23 protein-coding genes are annotated in these 19165 nt (G+C 33.0%); 2 read left to right on the top strand and 21 right to left on the bottom strand.

Translation table 11 applies throughout. From position 1 onward, the window contains the following. Positions 1-131: 131 nt before the first annotated feature. The 10 genes from ACSVH9_RS07870 to ACSVH9_RS07915 all read right to left on the bottom strand — a co-directional run bounded on the left by ACSVH9_RS07870 (position 132) and on the right by ACSVH9_RS07915 (position 4897). Positions 132-653, bottom strand: a complete 522-nt coding sequence (locus ACSVH9_RS07870) for a hypothetical protein (RefSeq protein WP_438063241.1) — start codon at positions 651-653, stop codon at positions 132-134. Beyond that, entirely contained in the window at positions 619-789 is a 171-nt protein-coding gene (locus ACSVH9_RS07875; RefSeq protein WP_438063242.1) for a hypothetical protein, read from the bottom strand. The genes ACSVH9_RS07870 and ACSVH9_RS07875 overlap by 35 nt, the downstream gene beginning before the upstream one ends. Before the next feature lie 11 nt (positions 790-800). Next, entirely contained in the window at positions 801-1022 is a 222-nt protein-coding gene (locus ACSVH9_RS07880) for a hypothetical protein (RefSeq protein WP_438063243.1), read from the bottom strand. A gap of 20 nt (positions 1023-1042) precedes the next feature. Continuing rightward, on the bottom strand, positions 1043-1216 hold the full coding sequence (locus tag ACSVH9_RS07885) for a hypothetical protein (RefSeq protein WP_438063244.1): 174 nt from the start codon (positions 1214-1216) through the stop codon (positions 1043-1045). A gap of 1 nt (position 1217) precedes the next feature. Beyond that, positions 1218-1730 (bottom strand): hypothetical protein, encoded by a 513-nt coding sequence (locus ACSVH9_RS07890; protein ID WP_438063245.1) that lies wholly within the window; start codon positions 1728-1730, stop codon positions 1218-1220. A 2-nt stretch (positions 1731-1732) separates the two neighbouring features. After that, positions 1733-2452 (bottom strand): hypothetical protein, encoded by a 720-nt coding sequence (locus ACSVH9_RS07895; protein WP_438063246.1) that lies wholly within the window; start codon positions 2450-2452, stop codon positions 1733-1735. Positions 2453-2561: 109 nt separating this feature from the next. After that, on the bottom strand, positions 2562-2690 hold the full coding sequence (locus tag ACSVH9_RS07900) for a hypothetical protein (RefSeq protein WP_438063247.1): 129 nt from the start codon (positions 2688-2690) through the stop codon (positions 2562-2564). Between the two features lie 89 nt (positions 2691-2779). After that, a complete protein-coding gene (locus tag ACSVH9_RS07905; RefSeq protein ID WP_438063248.1) occupies positions 2780-2971 on the bottom strand; it encodes a hypothetical protein in 192 nt (63 codons plus the stop codon). Positions 2972-3071: 100 nt separating this feature from the next. Continuing rightward, the gene (locus ACSVH9_RS07910; protein ID WP_438063249.1) at positions 3072-4214 is read right to left on the bottom strand and encodes a hypothetical protein; all 1143 of its coding nucleotides are present in this window, start codon (positions 4212-4214) and stop codon (positions 3072-3074) included. 176 nt (positions 4215-4390) lie between these two features. Next, positions 4391-4897 carry a DUF2911 domain-containing protein gene (locus ACSVH9_RS07915; RefSeq protein WP_438063250.1) on the bottom strand — a complete coding sequence of 169 codons (507 nt, stop codon included), beginning with the start codon at positions 4895-4897 and terminating at the stop codon, positions 4391-4393. A gap of 182 nt (positions 4898-5079) precedes the next feature. On the opposite strand from ACSVH9_RS07915, the gene ACSVH9_RS07920 reads away from it, so the two are divergent. Next, positions 5080-6996, top strand: coding sequence for a DUF294 nucleotidyltransferase-like domain-containing protein (locus ACSVH9_RS07920; protein WP_438063251.1), 1917 nt, complete (start codon positions 5080-5082; stop codon positions 6994-6996). Between the two features lies 1 nt (position 6997). Beyond that, positions 6998-7597, top strand: coding sequence for a 3'-5' exonuclease (locus ACSVH9_RS07925; protein WP_438063252.1), 600 nt, complete (start codon positions 6998-7000; stop codon positions 7595-7597). Here ACSVH9_RS07925 and ACSVH9_RS07930 read toward each other — a convergent pair. From ACSVH9_RS07930 to ilvB, 11 genes are all read right to left on the bottom strand, one after another. After that, a complete protein-coding gene (locus ACSVH9_RS07930) occupies positions 7586-8077 on the bottom strand; it encodes a 4'-phosphopantetheinyl transferase family protein (protein WP_438063253.1) in 492 nt (163 codons plus the stop codon). The genes ACSVH9_RS07925 and ACSVH9_RS07930 overlap by 12 nt on opposite strands. An 8-nt stretch (positions 8078-8085) precedes the next feature. Beyond that, positions 8086-8343 (bottom strand): acyl carrier protein, encoded by a 258-nt coding sequence (locus ACSVH9_RS07935; RefSeq protein ID WP_438063254.1) that lies wholly within the window; start codon positions 8341-8343, stop codon positions 8086-8088. A 14-nt stretch (positions 8344-8357) separates the two neighbouring features. Beyond that, entirely contained in the window at positions 8358-9638 is a 1281-nt protein-coding gene (locus ACSVH9_RS07940; RefSeq protein WP_438063255.1) for a beta-ketoacyl-[acyl-carrier-protein] synthase family protein, read from the bottom strand. 23 nt (positions 9639-9661) lie between these two features. Continuing rightward, positions 9662-10090, bottom strand: a complete 429-nt coding sequence (locus tag ACSVH9_RS07945; protein WP_438063256.1) for a 3-hydroxyacyl-ACP dehydratase FabZ family protein — start codon at positions 10088-10090, stop codon at positions 9662-9664. A gap of 3 nt (positions 10091-10093) precedes the next feature. After that, complete coding sequence (locus tag ACSVH9_RS07950) at positions 10094-11146, bottom strand: type III polyketide synthase (protein WP_438063257.1); 1053 nt, start codon at positions 11144-11146, stop codon at positions 10094-10096. Then, positions 11143-11880, bottom strand: coding sequence for a methyltransferase domain-containing protein (locus ACSVH9_RS07955; RefSeq protein WP_438063258.1), 738 nt, complete (start codon positions 11878-11880; stop codon positions 11143-11145). The genes ACSVH9_RS07950 and ACSVH9_RS07955 overlap by 4 nt, the downstream gene beginning before the upstream one ends. Continuing rightward, on the bottom strand, positions 11864-12982 hold the full coding sequence (locus tag ACSVH9_RS07960) for an NAD(P)/FAD-dependent oxidoreductase (RefSeq protein WP_438063259.1): 1119 nt from the start codon (positions 12980-12982) through the stop codon (positions 11864-11866). Before ACSVH9_RS07960 ends, ACSVH9_RS07955 begins: the two co-directional genes overlap by 17 nt. 115 nt (positions 12983-13097) lie before the next feature. After that, a complete protein-coding gene (gene acs / locus ACSVH9_RS07965) occupies positions 13098-15005 on the bottom strand; it encodes an acetate--CoA ligase (RefSeq protein ID WP_438063260.1) in 1908 nt (635 codons plus the stop codon). A 369-nt stretch (positions 15006-15374) separates the two neighbouring features. Next, positions 15375-16844: a ketol-acid reductoisomerase gene (gene ilvC, locus ACSVH9_RS07970; protein ID WP_438063261.1), complete on the bottom strand. Its 1470-nt coding sequence runs from the start codon at positions 16842-16844 to the stop codon at positions 15375-15377. A gap of 96 nt (positions 16845-16940) precedes the next feature. After that, positions 16941-17459 carry an acetolactate synthase small subunit gene (ilvN, locus tag ACSVH9_RS07975; RefSeq protein ID WP_159685444.1) on the bottom strand — a complete coding sequence of 173 codons (519 nt, stop codon included), beginning with the start codon at positions 17457-17459 and terminating at the stop codon, positions 16941-16943. A gap of 5 nt (positions 17460-17464) precedes the next feature. Next, complete coding sequence (gene ilvB, locus ACSVH9_RS07980; RefSeq protein WP_438063262.1) at positions 17465-19159, bottom strand: biosynthetic-type acetolactate synthase large subunit; 1695 nt, start codon at positions 19157-19159, stop codon at positions 17465-17467. Between the last annotated feature and the right edge of the window lie 6 nt (positions 19160-19165).

Genomic DNA, 19165 nt, shown 5'->3' on the forward strand with positions numbered 1-19165 from the left:
AAAAACAACAGCAAGAGCCAAACCAATAATGATGTTGGATTGATTTTTAACGATAAAAGCTTTAATTTCGTCCATTTTTTAAGATTTAAATTTATAATTTGGTTTTTTGTTTTTTTTGTAAAAATAATTAGCTAAAAAAAAAACAGTAAAAATGCTAATGCAGGGAGATACTTGTAATTCTTTTTAATGGTAACTACTAGTTTATCTGTAGAAACATTACCAAGAAGTTGCAAAGCGTCATCTAAATCCTTATCAGTAATTTCAAGATGTGCGGAACCCAATTCAACTTTGATGATTGCACGACCAAGAAGTAAAAGAAATTGATTGTTAATCGATTTAATTTCTTGGTCAGGTGTAACGCCGATTGATTTACAAACCGATTGAATATATTTTTCGGTGTTGTTTTCATTAGGTGGAGCATATTCGTAAATTAATTTTTTTACGGTGTTCTTTCCTTTGTTAATGTCGTTAATCAAATCTTTGAACATTGCACGCAATCCGAAAATTACATTTGTAAATTGTTCGAATTGGGTATCTTTTGATTGAGGATAAGGAATTTTACCTTGCCAAGCGTTTGAGGTTCTTATCAAATTGCCCGGATTATTGTTCCTTAAACCTCTAACTTTGTGATTGTTCAGAAAGGATTTCGCCATTTTTTTCGTTTTTTGAGTTGTCAATTTCGTCTAAAGTGTTAATTGCAAATTCGACAATTTTGATAATTGCCATAACATACACACCATATTTCAAAACGAATTTTAAACCGTTGATTATTCCCGTTGCTTTTTTCATAATGTTACGATTTACATTGTACCGCCGTCAGTTTGTTTTTTTACTGCTGTTACTCGAATCCACATTTCTACACCGTCTTTGTTTGAATTTGATGGTTCTAAACGGTATAGTTTACCACCTAATTCAACATAACCTTTGGGGAAACCAGTTCCTTTTTTGTCCTTGCATCCAACGACCTGATATTTTTGACCGAATTTGTCGGTTGAGATTCTTGCTTTAAAGTTTGAAGCCATTTTTTTAAGATTTTTAATTATTATTTATTTTCTTGTTCTGTTTTTGGTTTTCTTAACAATTTGAATAATGTTACAATACCAACAACAAATTGAATTGCCAATTTTGCTATCTCAATTGTTGGATTTGGTGCGGGAATGTGTTGTACTCCTTCAATTGCACCGATTGAGAGTGTTCCTATCAATGGTTTTGTCATTTTATCGGCGTTTTAAAGGGATTCGTTTTGATGATTTTTGATTTCTGAAGTACAAAAAGATTCCACCTAATGCACCAACACCAAGAACAACTTTTAACCAATGTTTTTCGAACCATTGTTTAATCGTTAGGTCAACAATTTCGGCGCCTACATTTCCAGCGGTTTCCTTTGCAGTTTGTGAAACTTGCGCCTTTGCTTCATTTACTGCACCTTTTGCAAATGCATTTAACTGTCCGCCAACTTGCTGACCAACTAAAGCGCCCGTTTGGGTTGCCAAATATTCTGCTTGTTGTTGCATTGCCTGAGCTTCTGCAATTTTACCGTCTTTTGCTAGTTTATCAGCTTGTTTTTTTAGTTCGTGAGCTTCGGAAGCATTTGAAACAACTTGCTGAACTGCACCGCCGACAATTGGAATTGAACCCAACAAAGGAGTACCAAGTTTCACTACATTTTTAAGTGAAACTTGTTTCAATCCTTTTTTTACGGCATTTCCTATGTTTTTGAAAAATCCCATAATTACGCCTCAATTCTAGTTAATAAATTGATAATACTACCTTGACTTTTGCGAATTTCAATGTTTTTGACACCAAAAAGAGGTAATTGTAATTTGCCGTTGAATAGGGATTTTACTGTACCGTCATTTTTGACATATCCGACAGGGTCAACGGAGCGAGATAATACACGCAATTCGTGCAAAGTGTATCTTACTACTACGTCATTAAGGTATGTGTAAGCAATTTCCTCAATTGTTGCTGAATCGTCTAAAAGTGCCAAATCACAGTCATAAACGTCAAATGCTTTTTGTCTTTCGTCTGCATTCATACTTCTATTGGTAAACTGCAAAACTTTGTCAGAAAGTTGGGGCATTTCAATAGTATTAATAACATACGTTTCGGCAGTTTTTAAACCACTTAATTTGATTTTGATAACGTCTTTTTCTGAAAGAACGATAGCGCCGTTTTCGGATAGTTCACATTCGGCAGTAGTTTTGTAAGTCGCATCCGCTGAAACTGCGTCACCGTTGAACGTTGTTAAAAGAATAAAATCTTTTAAAGCCATTACACCCTCGGTAATTTGGATATTACCTGATAAACGTTCTACGAATACCTCTATTGATTCCGTAGTTAATGCATCTACTTCCAATGAAGAAGAAACAATTAACGCCCCTATTGGTTTTGTGACCAAAAGCACGTCTGATTTTGTGATATTTTTTCCGCTAGAGTTAAAAATTTCCATTATTTTGATTTTTTGATTGATGATTGAGTTACAAATGTTTAAAAAAAAACACCCTACTTTTTGAAAGTGGGGTGTTTTGTCGGATTTTTGCGTATTTTGTCGGAATTATTTAATTTTTAAGTGTTTCGGCATCGGTTTTGAAGTAGCTTTGCACGTGACATAATAGGACAACTTTTATATTATAATGGTTTTTGATGTCTTTATAGTAACGTTCAGCAGTTCTTAAAGAAATACCCATATTATTAACTAACTGTTTAACTGTAATTTTTTGATAAGAAGAATTCATTTTATAATGTGGGGTTTGAGGGGGGGCGGAATCCCCCCTTATTAATTAAAAAATAAGTTTAACTGAGCTGGATTTGATTTGTTTTCGACTTTGTCAGTTGGGAAAATTTTATCTTCAAAGTATAAAAAATCCCCATTTGAAAGACGATAAATAAAACCTTTCTCTTTTTCTGTTTTGTGAATCATTGAGGGAATTAAACCTTTGTTTTGTCGTTTTGGTGTTGCTTTTCTCATTTGGTTGATTTTGGTTAAATTTTGCATAATTGAAACATTAAAAAGTTAACGAAAAGATTAACTTGAGCGGGGGAATCAGTATCCCCCGCCTTTGATTTGACTACCATAAATTCTGCATTCTAATAAATTCGTTTGCATAGCTATTTTTTGTAAGAATTTGTTGTAAATATTGAGTGTTAAACGTGATATCCATCATTTCCAATAAATATTTTTTAAGTTGTGCCTTTTGTACCTTTTCAGAGGGTATTGAAGAATCAAAAAGTTCGAGAGGTTCAAGCAATCTAACTTTATCGAATTTGGCATCATTTACAAGTTGATACATATACATAGAAAACGCCTTTTCTCTTGGAGTCAGGTCGGAACTGATTGAGATTTGTTTTTTTTCGTAATAGTATTTTAATTGAATGTTGCAAATAGTGGTTAATTGGTCGGGTGTGATTTGTAAAATATCATTCAAGGTTTTTAATTCGTTGTTTTTGGAAACTAGTTTTTTCTTTTTAAGATTTTGTTTTGCACTTGAATTTTTTATAGTGGTTTCTTTTCTTATCAGATTGTCAATGTTTAAACCATATTTCAATTGGGGGAAAATGTACTTATTATAAAAGTCAGCGGAATTGGTTAAAAGTTCGTTTGTTTTGTTGTAGAACTTGCAAAAAGGATTTGAGATACTTGCTTTATCACGTTCGCCGAATTGAATCCCGATATTTAAATCTTTTTTTTGTGTTTCTTTTTTTGGGAAAAGTTTGATAGCGTGTTGTTTGGAAGATTTACCCATTTTTTTGAGTAATTTTAAACTTTCTTTGTAAGGTTCTAGTAAAAGATTGTAGTTTATGCAAATATCGATATCATTACAAATTGAATTTAAAACGGTTTCATAATCAACTTTGATGATATTACGAGTATTGATATAATCGACAATAGAGTAGATATTATAAGAATTAATTCCTTCAAAATATCTTTCAAATAACATTTTACAAGTCAATGTGATTCTGATAAAGGTTTGCGGGGGTTGGTTGTTTCTTGGAGGAAATACGATTTTATTAAACCTAAAGTTTATACCGTTGTCATTTATTAAAATCGGCTTAGGTGGGTTTAAATCGTCCAAGAGTTCGCCCGTAGTTTCATAAAATACTTTAAATTCGTCAACTAATTTGTTGTCAATTACTTGTATTTTGTCTAGGGGTAAATATATGGTTAACGAATCTATTAACCCGACATTTAAAGGCACTGGATTATAGTTCATAACGCACTGATTTAAAGGGTTCAGGTATATGGTTTGAACTATAATTTATATTATGTAAAATAGAATTTTTAATATTTTAAAAGAACTTGCTCTTTGCTCGAAATATTAAAATCTCACAAGTATTAATAAAACAAAAAAAGCACCTAATAAGGTGCTTTAAAATAAAATTTGGTTGATTATTTAACTTCAAATCCAATTATCCAGTTTTCCCAGCGTAATTCAATTTTATTTTCTTGAATTTTATATTCTAATTTTTCAACTAAAGCATCAGCTTTCTTATTTTTTACAACAACTCTTAACTGATCATTGCTTTCTTTGTAATCATAAGATCCCCATTGTTTGGCTTCTTTGTTAAAAATGACAATACTTTCCTTTTCATTTGGTATTACAAAAAAAGAATATTTGCCAGCTGGTAATTGTTTCCCTTCAATAGTTATTGTTTTATCAGTTTCAAAAGTAGTTGCATCATTGGCTCCAGCTCTCCATACTTTGTCATAAGGAACTAAGGCGCCCCAGATGGCTCTTCCTTTTACAGATGGACTTCCGTATTTGATTGTAATTGTGGCTCCATTGATTTTTCCTGATACAGTTTCTGCAGGGCTAGCTACTTTTTTTTGTGCAAAAGAAAAAGTGCTGATTAAAAGTGAGAAAAAAAAGACTAATGATTTGTTTTGTAATTTCATAATTGAATAGGTTTTAATAAATTTTGATTAAAAGTAATTCAACTCTGGCTATCTTTATAAGGTTTTTAGTTTTTTTTAAGAAATAATTAAGATATTTGTAAATCAATGAGTTCTGAAAAAACTGCATTGATTTTGTTTTCAATTTTACTATTTTTACTATAGTATTAACCTTCACTAATATTATGAATACAATTGCTGAACGCATTGCTGATTTTCTAAAAGAGTACCCACCTTTTGATAATTTAACTTTTAATGAACTATCTGAAATTGCCTCGAATATTCGTGTAATCAATCTTGAAAAGCATCAAACGTTATTTCAAATTAACGATACACTTCATGAAAGCTTTTATGTAGTTGCATCTGGAACAATTAATTTATCTGTAATTTCAGATGCAGAAGAAACACTTTTAAACAAATGCCATCAGGGAGATATTTTTGGTTTACGTCCTTTCTTTGCCAAAAATAATTATATGATGACAGCAAAAGCTCGTGAAGAAAGCATTATTTATGCCATTCCCATTGCAACTTTCCGTCCTTTCGTAGCCAACAACTCTTTGGTATTGAATTTCTTGTTGGAGAGTTTTGCTGCAACTTCTAGATATGCAAGTGACAAAGATAATTATGGCGGTAAGTTAATATCTGATAATGTGTTTTATCCTGATCAGCAGTCTGAAATTCAATACTTTCAATCTTTAACTTATAATACCTCTCCAATAACAACTACTGCACAAACTATCATTAAAGATATTGCGCAGCTAATGACAGAAGAAATTGTCAACAATGTACTAATCTGTGAAAACAACTTGCCAATTGGTATAGTTACTGATCGTGATATGCGTTCAAAAGTCGCCACAGGAAGGTACTTAATAACTGATACGATTGACAAAATAATGGATTCTCCAGTTATTACTGTTGTAGAAAATGTATCGCTTGCTGAAGCTCAGTTACTTATGCTAAAACATAATGTAACGCATCTGTGTGTTACTTTAGATGGGACAACTCAATCTGTTGTAAAAGGTATCATCTCTGAACATGATTTAATCATTGCACAAGCTAGTAATCCTGGTGTGATGATTAAAGAAATTAAAAGATCGTTAGCCGCAAAAGATTTAAAACAGATAAGAGAGCGACTTACCGATTTAATTCAAAATTCAATTTATAAAAATATACCATTATATCATGTTGCCAATATTGCAAGTGAAATAAATTTAGCTATTGTTAAAAGAAGCGTAGAATTATCCATTTTAGATTTAGGCTCCCCTCCTGCTCGTTTTGTTTGGTTAAGTATTGGTAGCCAAGGCAGAAAAGAACAATTATTATATACTGATCAAGACAGTATGCTTGTTTTTGAAGATGTGCCTTCTGAAAAATATCGCGACGTAAAAGACTATTTTATAAAATTGGCTAAACGTACTACCGCAACCTTGGAGAAAGTAGGTTATCAGTTGTGTGCACAAAATCATATGGCCAGTAATTTGCAATGGTGTAAATCACTATCCGATTGGATTAAGCAATATAATAGTTGGATGAATACTCCTGGAGAAAACAGCAATGATATGAGTAGTATCTTTTTTGACTATGAGTTAGTGTTTGGAGATGATAAACTCGAAGAAGCGATTAGTAATGTGGTACTTCAAAATGCTAAAAACAATACCCTGTTTTTTGATTTTTTAGGGAATGATGTTTTAAGAAAAAATGCACCTTTAACTTTTTTCAAAAAATTCATAACCGAAGAAGACTCTTTAAATCGAAATAAATTTGATATAAAAACACGTGCACTAATGCCTTTAATTGATGGAGCACGTTTGTTTGCATTACATTACAATTTAAAAGGAATTAATAATACTTATCTAAGATTCAAACAGCTTGCGATAACTGATCCTAAAAATGAAGAGATTTATTTAAATTGTGCTGATGCTTTCATAACATTATCAAAATACAGAACAATAGAAGGATTACGAAATGATGATTCCGGCCAATATATCCCAATAACGGATATGTCTAAGTTGGAAAAAGACAAGTTAAAAGCTGCTTTATACCCAATGAAAGATTTAGAAGAACTAATTAAAGGTAAATTTAAACTTACGCAATTTTCATAATATGTTAGATTGGCTAAAAAATATCAATAAAGATTATCCTGATTTTTGGAAAAATTACTTGTCTAAATTTGATAGTAAATCAAATAAATTCATAGTTTTTTCAACTGAAACATCTGGTATGAATCCTAGTAAAGATGTTATTTTATCTATAGGCTCTTTTGCTATTGAAGATAATAGTATTTCTATTGGGGAAAGTTTTGAGGCGGTTTTGTTACAATACAAATATTTTCATGATAATGGTTTATCCAATGAGTTTATTGTAGATAGCAAAATGAAAAAACTGGTTGAGATGGATGCTATTCAGATGTTTATTGATTTTATTGGCAACTCAATCCTCATTGGTCATCATATTGATTTTGATGTAGAAATGATTGATGCTGCTCTGGATAAATTGGGTTGTGGTCGCTTAAAAAATCAAGCACTTGATGTAGATGTGATGTATAGAAAACTTAACGATATTACAGATAAGCAGTTTTCATTAGACGAGCTTTGCGCTTTACATAAAATTCCAAAAAGTGATAGAAATTCATCCTCTGAAGACGCTTATAGAATTGCACTTTTATTTTTGAAGTTAAAAAACAAATTAGATTTAAATTTTTAAAATAATCCCTTTCCAATATCTCCCGTGATGCGTAATTGAAATGGGATTTTTTTTATTTGTTACGCTATCGGTTAAAAATGGAATACCGTTTTCTTTTTCAAAACAAACATCATTCGATAATGGAACTATTTCTGAGAAATATTTTTTGTTGCCAACAGCTATTGTATAAATAGATTCTTCATTTATAACTGTTTGAGTGTAGTAAATTTGGTTCTCAATAGTTACCGTGTCGAATTCTTCATTGCCAATATTACATTCAATTAAGTGAGGTATGAAAGCACGAATTTGTGTTTTTCGATTAAAAATTTTGTATGCAGATTCTTTTCTAGTCCATAGATTCCAAACCATATTTTCAGGATTTTTGGATGAAAAAATTAACTCTTGTTCTTTTTGAGTAAATATTTTTTGTACAAATCCTTTTCGTTTCCAATTACTTTGAAAACGCGCTTGGACTAAATCTACAATGTCGTTTCCAATCATAAATTGCTCTATTCGTTTAATTTTGCATCAATGATTTCTAGTGCAGCTTTTACATTTATCATTCGTTCCATTGATGGGTTGTCTATGACAATTTCATACTTTTCTTCGATGTCCAAAACAATGTCAACCAAATTGGCAGAATTAATTTGTAAATCTTTTATGAAATCGGTTTCCTCTGTTATAGTCTCTATTGCTTCTTGATTTTGAATGTAAGGCTTAATGATTTCTTTAAGTTCTTCAATTCTATTGTCTTGATTTGTATTCATAAAATGTGATTTTTTTAGAAATTAGAATTCCACTTTTTAAAAACTATACATGCATTAACATCTCCAAAGCCAAAACTTGCTTTAGCAATATACTTCATTTTTTTTACTATTGCAATTTGTGGGATTTTTGTCGTATCTATTAAACTTAGAATGTCAGGATTTAAATCTTCACAATTTATATTTGGAAAAATAAAATCATTGTGCAATTGTAAAACTGTAGCAACACACTCGATACTACCTGCTGCAGAAAGACAATGTCCAACCATTGATTTTAAGGAATTTATATACGGAAAATCTTTTCCTTTTAAATCTAATGCGGTACACCAATTTTCAATTTCAAATGCATCTTTAGAGGTCGCTGTTAAATGACCATTAATCGAATCTAATTCTCCTGCAGTAATACCAGCATTTTCTAAGGCGTCTTTTATGCATTTTTGAACGGCAATACCGTTTGGTGCAGTCATAGAACCTTCTCCCCTTTGACCACCAGAATTACAATTGCCCCCCATAATTTCTCCATAAATGGTTGCACCTCGCTCTAAAGCAGATTCTAAATCTTCAATAACCAAAGCTCCTGCTCCACTGCTTGGTACAAATCCAGAAGCCGATGCTGATAAAGGTCTTGAACCTTGCTCTGGGTGTTCATTATGTTTGAAAGTACAAACCTTCATTGCGTCAAAACCTCCCCAAATGTAAGGACCAGAATCACTTGTACTACCAACTAACATGCGCTTGGCTAATCCTGCTTGAATCCGCTCAAATCCCATTAAAATACTTTCAGCTCCCGTTGTACATGCTGATGAATTAGTTGTTACTTGATTCCCTAATCCCAATTTCCCTCCAAGATAGGCGCTTACACCACTATTCATAGTTTGCGCTACAGCTGTACTACCCAAACGGCGGGTTTGCAAATCATCTATTTTGTATATACTTTCCCTAAATTTATCAATCCCAGATGTTCCAGTGCCAAAAATAGTTCCGCTGTCCCAGTCGGGTATGTCATTTGTTTCTATAGGTAGTCCTGCATTCTTCCAAGCCTCCATTCCTGCAATAACTCCATATAAAATTCCAGAAGCATTAAAATTTCTAAGTTCTAGAGGTGTAAAATACTCAAGTGCCAATTCATCAGAAACGATAGGTTTCCCTGAGATTTGACAAGAAAAAGCCAACTTTTCTAACTGAGGGTCATGCTTAATTCCTGAAGTACCATTTTTGATGGCTTCGGTAAAAGCTTGGACTCCTACTCCATTTGGAGCAACTACCCCTAGACCAGTAATAACCACTCTTTTTTTCATTTTTAGCAATTTTAGCTCAAAATTTATTTAATCATTCCAGAAATAATTCCTCTACAAACTATTTCTTGTTTTTCATTTTCCATCCATACTTTACATTTTAACTTACCAAAACGAAAATATATTTTTTCAGAAAAGACAGTTACGGTCTCGCTTGGAAAAACAGGCTTTAAAAAATCAATTTCACTTGATGTTAAGGCAATTACACTTTCTTTTGTAAAGTTATCATTTAGAATAAAAATTCCCAAGCACACGACGCCAATTTGCGCCATAGTTTCGGTCAAAATAACGCCAGGCGTTACCGGATTCCCTACAAAATGCCCTTTATAAAAATCCAAATCTTCTTCATATCTATAACTACCCTTAATGGCATTTTCATTAACATCAATAATGGTATCCACAAACAAAAAGGGTTTGCTGTAGGGTAATTTGGATATAATTTCTTGTGCTTCCATTTTTTAAAATTGCAATAAAACTCTTTGTGCCGAAAAGCCTGGACCAAAACTTAGCATCAGTCCTTTTGAACCTTTTATTGGTTTTTTATTCATTATTTCTTCTAAGACATAGAGTACAGTTGCACTTGACATATTGCCATAGGAACGTAACACCGATTTTGTTTCCTCTATATTTTTTCCAAGACCTTCAAATAAAGTTTCAACGGTTTCAATAATTTTCTTTCCTCCGGGATGAAAAATTAAATGGTCAATATCTGCAATACTTAATTGATATTTGTCTAAAAATGGATGAATAATAGTTGGAAAATGATTCGCAATAGTTTCTGGGACAGCAATATCAAGAACCATTTGCAATCCAGAATTGGTCAATTCAAAACCCATCATTTCAATGGCATCATAAAAATGATACATTTCCTCTCCAATGATTTCAGGTCCTAAATCTTGTTCGTCAGAAGAAAGTAAAACACAAGCTGCACCATCTCCAAAAATTGCAGCACTCACAATATTAGCCATCGAAAAATCATCCAACTGAAAAGTTGCCGTTGGGCTTTCCACTGCAACAACAGCAGCTCTTTTTCCTGGGTTGGCCTTTAAAAAATTCTTAGCATAAATAATTCCAGATATACCTGCTGCACAGCCCATTTCGGTTACAGGCAAACGAACAACGTCTTGTCTTAAACGTAAACTATTGATTAAATAAGCATCAAGAGATGGAATCATTATTCCAGTACAACTTACAGTAATTATAAAATCAATATCAGTAGCATCCCATTGTGCTTGTTGCAATGCTTTATGAAGCACTTTTTCACCTAAATCAATAACTTCGCGAACATAAATTGCATTTCTTTCTGCAAAGCTAGTTTTGGTAAAAACTTCGACAGGGTCCATTATAGAATATCTTTTATCTACAGCTGCACCTTCAAAAATTTTTTTAACCTTTCGAATGAACCTTTCGTCTTGTCCTTCTAACCAAGCATCTAAAAAAGGAATAATTTCTTCAGTAGCCTTAGAATACTTAGGCAATTGTTTGGCTACAGTACTTATTTTTACACTCATATTTTTGAAATTATCCATTGGTATCTAAACGCCCATTTCCATCGAATGGTTCTTTTTTTAAAGTTCAGTTGCTTTGAAAAATGATGTAGTTCTTCTTTTTTAAAACCTCTTAAAATAGACGTTAGACCATCTTCTCTTGACATTGTATTTAGTCTAAAAACAAAACACAAAAGCTGAAATAATCTATAGGCTAAACCACTTCGCTGCAAATCATTAATTACTATTCCTACATTTGCATTCTTATAAAGCTGATGCAACAACTTCAGAATTTCATTATCTTTAAAATGATGCAGTGTTAAGGTACATAAAAAAATATCACATTTGACTTCATCAAAAGAGGAATCAAATATATCTTCACATCGATAAGAAATATTTTTAAAATCACTAGATAATTCTTTTGCGTGATTGATAGTAAAAGCATTGGCATCAATTCCAATTAGATTTAATTCTAGTTTTAATTTTTGCCCAAATTTTGCTAAAGTTCGTAGCATATCACCATTTCCACACCCAATGTCTATGATTGTCAAATTTTTATTAAAGTAATGTTTTTTAATAAGTTGATTAACTCCATCTAAAGTTATTGTATTACCTCCTAAAACTTGATTAATGATTGCAATCTTATCTAAAGCATCTCGTAGCTCTTCACCCTCTAAAGTGAAATCATCCATTATTTCAGTGGATGTAGTTCTGTATTTTGTAGGAACAAAAAAAATCATTTTATAAAGGTTTGCCATGGGTTCGTTTTATTATTTGCTTCAAAAGAAACGGAAACAAAACAACAATTTGTAAAACAAGTAATGTTAGTGTTTGTTGCTCAAGAAGTGTACTCAATACTCTTCCAATTGCCAATCTTTTTTTAAAATTTACATTCCAAGCCTTAGAATAACGTTCTTCTAATTCATTTCTGCTTATTTTTTTCTCACTTAAATATAATACACACAATTCAGAAGCAATTTTGGCGCTGTGAATTGCCATTGCCATTCCGTTACCACACAAAGGATGAATTAGTCCAGCCGTATCCCCTATCATCAGCATATGCTCTGAAACTGGTTCTTTTTTTTCAAATGAAATTTGACTAATAGTCAAAGGCTTTTCAAATATTGGAACACTATTCTCCAGAATTTGTTTCAATCTTTTATTTTTAAAAAGGACTTCTTTTTCAAAAGATGCAATGTTTTTGTGTTTTTGAAAGGAAGAATAATTAGTTAAATAACAAATGTTTATAGTGTCATTTTCTACTTTAGAAACTCCGCAATAGCCTCCTTTGAAATGATATAAACCAACAAGATTATCTGAAAACTGACCTTTGTAATGATTTTTCACCCCTAACCAAGGTGATTTTTTTTTGATAAATGTTCTTTTTAATGAATAATCCAATTGAGCTCTTTTGCCATAAGCGCCTAATACAATTTGTGCTTTATAAATTGATTTTTCAATTGTTTCGATTATGAAATGATTCCCATCAAATCGACAATTTTCTACAGTTTGATTTATTATAGTACATCCATTTTCAATGGCTTTTTTGTACAAAATAAAATCCAATGTATACCTACTGATACCAAAACCTCCTAATGGAAGCTTTTGAAGTATTCTTGCACCATAAAGGGTTTCAAATTCTAATTGATTAATTGCTGTTGGTTCTGCATTTTGTATAGAAATAGCAAGGGATTCCAAATATCCTCTTACTTCATTAGAAACATATTCTCCACAAACTTTGTGTTTTGGATATTCGTTTTTTTCGATAATAGTTACTGAAATTCCGTTTTGAGATAAATGAATTCCAGCAGTCAAACCTGCTAATCCACCTCCAATAATAACAACTTCTGTAGATACCATATTGGTAAATTTAGTCAAATGTTTTGTACTGAAGCAACAAGTGCACTTTTATTATATAAAAAAACTGCTTTATCGATAAAATAAAGCAGTTCTGTAAAAAGTGTATTTATTTGTATTACAATCTATTGTTTTTAATTTCATCCACAATTTCTGGATTAAGCAAGGTTGTAGTATCTCCAAAATTAGAAAAATCGCCTTCTGCAATCTTACGTAATATGCGACGCATGATTTTTCCTGAGCGTGTTTTTGGTAAACCAGTTACAAACTGAATTTTATCTAATTTTGCAATTGGGCCAATATGATCGGTAATGATTTGATTAATTTCTTTTATCAAATTATCTCTATCTCTAGACTCACCAGATTCTTTCAAAATAACATACCCATACAAAGCATTTCCTTTGATATCGTGAGGGAATCCCACAATAGCCGATTCAGCCACAGCTGGATGTTCGTTGATAGCATCCTCGATTGGAGCGGTACCTAAATTATGCCCCGAAACAATTACAACATCATCTACACGACCTGTGATTCTGTAATACCCAACTTCGTCACGTAAGGCACCGTCTCCGGTAAAGTATTTACCTGGGAACGATGAAAAGTAAGTATCAATATAGCGTTGATGGTCTCCCCATATTGTTCTTGCTATACCTGGCCATGGGAATTTAATACACAAACTTCCAACAACTTGATTGCCTTCGATTTCGTTGCGTTTATCATCCATCAAAACAGGCTGAATTCCTGGTAAAGGCAAAGTAGCATAGGTTGGTTTGGTTGGCGTTACAAAAGAAATAGGCGCAATCATGATTCCACCCGTTTCAGTTTGCCACCAAGTATCCACAATTGGACAACGTTTGTCACCAACGTGATCATTGAACCAGTGCCAAGCTTCTTCATTGATAGGCTCTCCAACAGAACCAATAACTTTTAATGATTTCAAAGGGAAACGTTGTACATATTCTAAACTCTCTTTGGCTAAAGAACGAATTGCGGTTGGTGCAGTGTAGAATTGAGTAATTTTATGTTTTTCAATAGTTTCCCAAAAACGACTAAAATCTGGATAAGAAGGAATTCCTTCAAAAATAACTGTTGTTCCACCATTTAACAATGGACCGTAAAGTGTATAAGAATGTCCCGTAATCCATCCGATATCTGCGGTACACCAAAAGATATCATTTTCTTCGTGATTAAAAACATTTTTAAAGGTATATGAAGTGTACACCATATAACCAGCGGTGGTATGTACCATTCCTTTTGGCTTCCCAGTAGAACCAGATGTATAAAGAATGAACAATGGATCTTCGGCATCCATTATTTCTGCTACATTGTTATCTGATGCTTGATCCAAAAGAGGTTGTAACCATTGATCTCTTCCAGCTTTCATTGCAATTGTTGTCTCCGTTCTTTTGGCAACCAATACTGATTGTACTGTAGGACAAGCCTCTAATGCTTCATCAATGATTCCTTTCAAATCGATGGTTTTATTCCCTCTATATCCACCGTCAGAAGTGATGACCATTTTACATTCACTATCATTAATTCTTGACGCTACAGCAGAAGAAGAAAATCCTGCAAAAATAACAGAGTGAATAGCCCCAATTCTAGCACAGGCTAAAATCGAAACAGCCAATTCAGGAATCATCGGTAAATAGATACAAACACGATCTCCTTTTGAAATCCCTTGTTCTCTCAAAACATTAGCCATTTTACAAACTCGCTGATGCAATTCGTTATAAGTAATGTGCTGTGCTGCTTCTTCAGGATTATTAGGTTCAAAGATGATGGCATTTTTTTCTCCTCGCTTGGCTAAGTGACGATCAATGCAGTTTTTGGTGATATTCACTTTTGCTTCGGTAAACCATTTTACTTCAGCGGTAGCCATATTAAAATCAACTACTTTATCCCAATATTGATACCAAGTAAAATTTTCTTCAGCAATTTTTCCCCAGAATTTTCTAGGTTCTCTAACTGATTTATTATAGTGTTTAAAATATTGCTCTAAATTTTCGATTTTAAAATAACTCATCTTTTTTAATTTTTTGCGAAGGTATTAATTCTAAATTTTATTCGTTGATTTTATTGAAAATCAAATATACTAATTCCTTTGATTGATGTTTACAATAATTGTTGTTTTTTGTAGGTTTTGATAGAATAAAAAAGGCAAACTTTTTACAGTTTGCCTTTAGAAATAACAATTTAACTCAATTTTTAACAATCTATTCTATTTTCTGGATTACATTCACTTAACTCCCCAACGAAGTTAAGTGAACCTGACTTTATCAAATCGTTTAGCCCAATTTTAAAATTTAATAACTAATTCAAACTAAAACCAAAAGAGTATCGATAAGATAGTTTTTCAGCACACGCTCCCTGTGTGGTAATTCCTTTTTTATTTTTAACCTATTTTTTTCATTGCAGTCATTGATTCACGTAACCAAGCTCCCACTTCTTCAATTGGGTGTTGACGGATACTATTATTAACAGCAATTAATACTGCATTGTCAACTTCATTTGAAGTAGAAAATGGCTTACCAATAACATTTGTATCAATAGCTTGCATAAAATCTACCAACAAAGGTTTACACGCATGATCAAACAAATAACAACCATATTCAGCCGTGTCAGAAATGATTCTATTCATTTCATATAATTTTTTTCTGGCTACAGTATTTGCTATCAAAGGCAATTCGTGCAATGACTCATAATAAGCAGATTCTTCGATAATTCCAGACTCTGTCATTGTTTCAAAAGCCAACTCTACACCTGCTTTAACCATCGCAATCATTAAAACACCATTGTCAAAATACTCTTGTTCTGAAATTGATGCTGCAGTTGGTGCTGTTTTCTCAAAATTAGTCTCAGCTGTAGCAGCTCTCCATGATAATAGATTGATATCGTCATTTGCCCAATCAATCATCATATTTTTTGAAAACTCACCAGAAATAATATCATCCATATGTTTTTGAAACAAAGGACGCATAATGTCTTTTAACTCATCAGCCAATTCATAAGCTTCAATTTTAGAAGGATTGTTCAAACGATCCATCATGTTAGTGATTCCACCATGTTTTAAAGCTTCAGTAATTGTTTCCCAACCGTATTGAATCAATTTTGAAGCATAACCTGGCTCGATTCCTTTTTCTACCATTTTGTCAAAACACAAAATAGAACCCGTTTGTAGCATTCCACACAAAATGGTTTGCTCTCCCATCAAATCTGATTTTACTTCGGCAACGAAAGAAGATTTCAATACGCCAGCTCTGTGACCACCTGTTGCCACTGCATACGCTTTTGCTTGCTCTAAACCTACTCCATTAGGGTCATTTTCTGGGTGTACTGCAATTAAGGTAGGCACTCCAAAACCTCTTTTGTATTCTTCTCGAACTTCTGATCCGGGACATTTTGGTGCACACATAATTACCGTAATATCTTTACGAATTTGCATTCCTTCTTCAACGATGTTAAAACCGTGAGAGTAAGCTAAAGTAGCTCCTTCTTTCATCAATGGCATAATAGCACTTACTACGGCAGTATGTTGTTTATCTGGAGTTAAATTACAAACTAAATCTGCACTTGGAATCAATTCTTCATAGGTTCCAACTTTAAAACCATTATCTGCAGCATTCATATAAGAAGCTCTTTTTTGAGCAATTGCCTCTGCACGTAAAGCATAAGAAATATCTAAACCAGAATCTCTCATATTTAAACCTTGGTTTAAACCTTGAGCTCCACAACCTACAATGACTACTTTTTTTCCTGCCAAAGCTGTTATTCCATTTGCAAATTCTGATTGGTCCATGAATTCGCAAACGCCTAATTGTTCTAGTTGTAATCTAAGTGGTAATGAATTGAAATAATTTGCCATTTTTTTAATATTTAATGAATGTAAAATTTTATAATTAATAGTTTTATTTGGTTTTGTTTTGAAATTCTAGTTATGGTAATTTCGAATGCTATTGCTTTATAAATTCTCTAATATTGCTGAAATTTCCATTTTCGTTTTTGAAACTGAAATACGTCCTGAACGTACAAATTGCATAATTCCAAAAGGCTTTAACTTTGCATACAACTCCTCTATTTCAGAACGTTTTCCTGATTTTGAAATCACAAAAAAGTCTCTCGAAACGGTTACAATTTGTGAATTGCTTTCTTTGATTATATTTTGAATTTGTCGCTCATCAAAAAGTAAACTGGATTCGATTTTGAAAATAGCGCTTTCCAAGAAAATTGTCTCTTCATCGATGTGGTAAAAAGCCTTAATTACTTCAATCTGTTTTTCGATTTGACCTACGATGTTTTGTACCCATTTTTCGGTTGTATTTACTACAATTACAAATCGAGAAACGTTTTCTATCTCTGATTCGGATACATTTAAACTCAAAATATTTATATGTCGTTTCAGAAATATGCCTGAAATCCTATTCAATAAGCCTACGTTGTTTTCTGAATATACAGAAATCGTGAATGTTTTATTTTCCATAACTTTTAACTTAATCTGATATCAGAAACTGAGGCCCCTGTTGGAATCATCGGAAATACATTATTTTCTTTTTCTACCATTACTTCTAAGAAATAGGCTTCTTTTGAAGCTAACATTTCAGCTACGGCAGCATCTAAATCCTCTCTTTTGGTCACCTTTTTGGCTTTGATATAATACCCTTCGGCAATTGCAATAAAATTGGGGTTAATCATCTCGGTAGACGCATAGCGTTTGTCAAAAAACAACTGCTGCCATTGTCTTACCATTCCTAAAAATTCATTGTTTAACACCACAATTTTTACTGGAACCCTAGTTTGAAAAATAGTTCCTAATTCCTGAATGGTCATTTGGAAACCGCCGTCACCAATGATGGCAACCACTTCTCTATCTGGCTGTCCCATTTTGGCACCGATAGCTGCAGGTAAAGCAAATCCCATAGTTCCTAAACCACCTGAAGTAATATTACTTTTTGATTGATTGAATTTAGAATAGCGACAAGTAAACATTTGGTGTTGCCCAACATCTGAAACCATAATAGCATCGCCATTTGAATGCTTGTTTATCATTTCAATAGTTTCACCCATAGAGATTCCTTCTCCTTTTGGATTTAATTCGTCGTTGATAACACTTTCTAATTCAATTTTATATTTTTCCTTGAATTCGTTATGCCAAGCTTCATGTGATTTAGCTTCTACCAAAGGTAAAAGTGCTGCCAACGATTCTTTTACATCACCTAAAACAGCTACATCCGTTTTTACATTTTTATCTACTTCAGCAGGGTCTATTTCAAAGTGGATTACTTTGGCTTGTTTGGCGTACGTGGCTAAATTACCTGTTACACGATCATCGAAACGCATACCAATGGCAATCAATACATCGCATTCATTGGTCAAAATATTTGGTCCATAATTACCGTGCATACCAAGCATACCAACGTTTAGTGGATGATCTGATGGTAAAGCAGAAAGACCTAAAATCGTCCAAGCTGCTGGTATTCCTGTTTTTTCAATTACCGCTTTTAATAATTCCTCGGCTTGCCCCAAAATCACACCCTGACCAAAAACGATATAAGGTTTTTTAGCACCATTAATCAATGCAGCTGCTTCAGCAACTTTTTGGTGATCCAAAACAGGCTTTGGAAAGTAACTGCGAACTCCTTTGCATTTAGTATAACTAAAATCAAGTTCATCAAACTGAGCGTTTTTGGTAATATCTACCAAAACTGGTCCTGGACGTCCTGAACGAGCGATATAAAAAGCTTTAGCGATGATTTCTGGAATTTCCGAAGCTTCTGTAACTTGGTAATTCCATTTGGTTACAGGAGTCGAAATTCCGATAATATCCGTTTCTTGAAAAGCATCAGAACCCAATAAATGTTTCCCAACCTGACCTGTAATACAAACCATTGGAGTCGAATCGATTTGAGCATCGGCAATTCCAGTGACTAAATTAGTGGCTCCTGGTCCTGAAGTAGCGATGGCTACTCCAACTTTTCCTGTAGCTCTAGCATAACCTTGTGCAGCATGCGTTGCTCCTTGTTCGTGTCGCACTAGAACATGATGCAACTTATCTTGAAATTTATATAATTCATCGTATACAGGCATTATGGCACCACCTGGATATCCATAAACGATGTCTACACCTTCTTCTAGTAGGCATCTGATGATTGCTTCAGCGCCTGAAATTTTATTTGTTACCATTGGTAT

It is taken from the genome of Flavobacterium sp. RSSB_23, from assembly GCF_051547145.1.
GTDB lineage: Bacteria > Bacteroidota > Bacteroidia > Flavobacteriales > Flavobacteriaceae > Flavobacterium.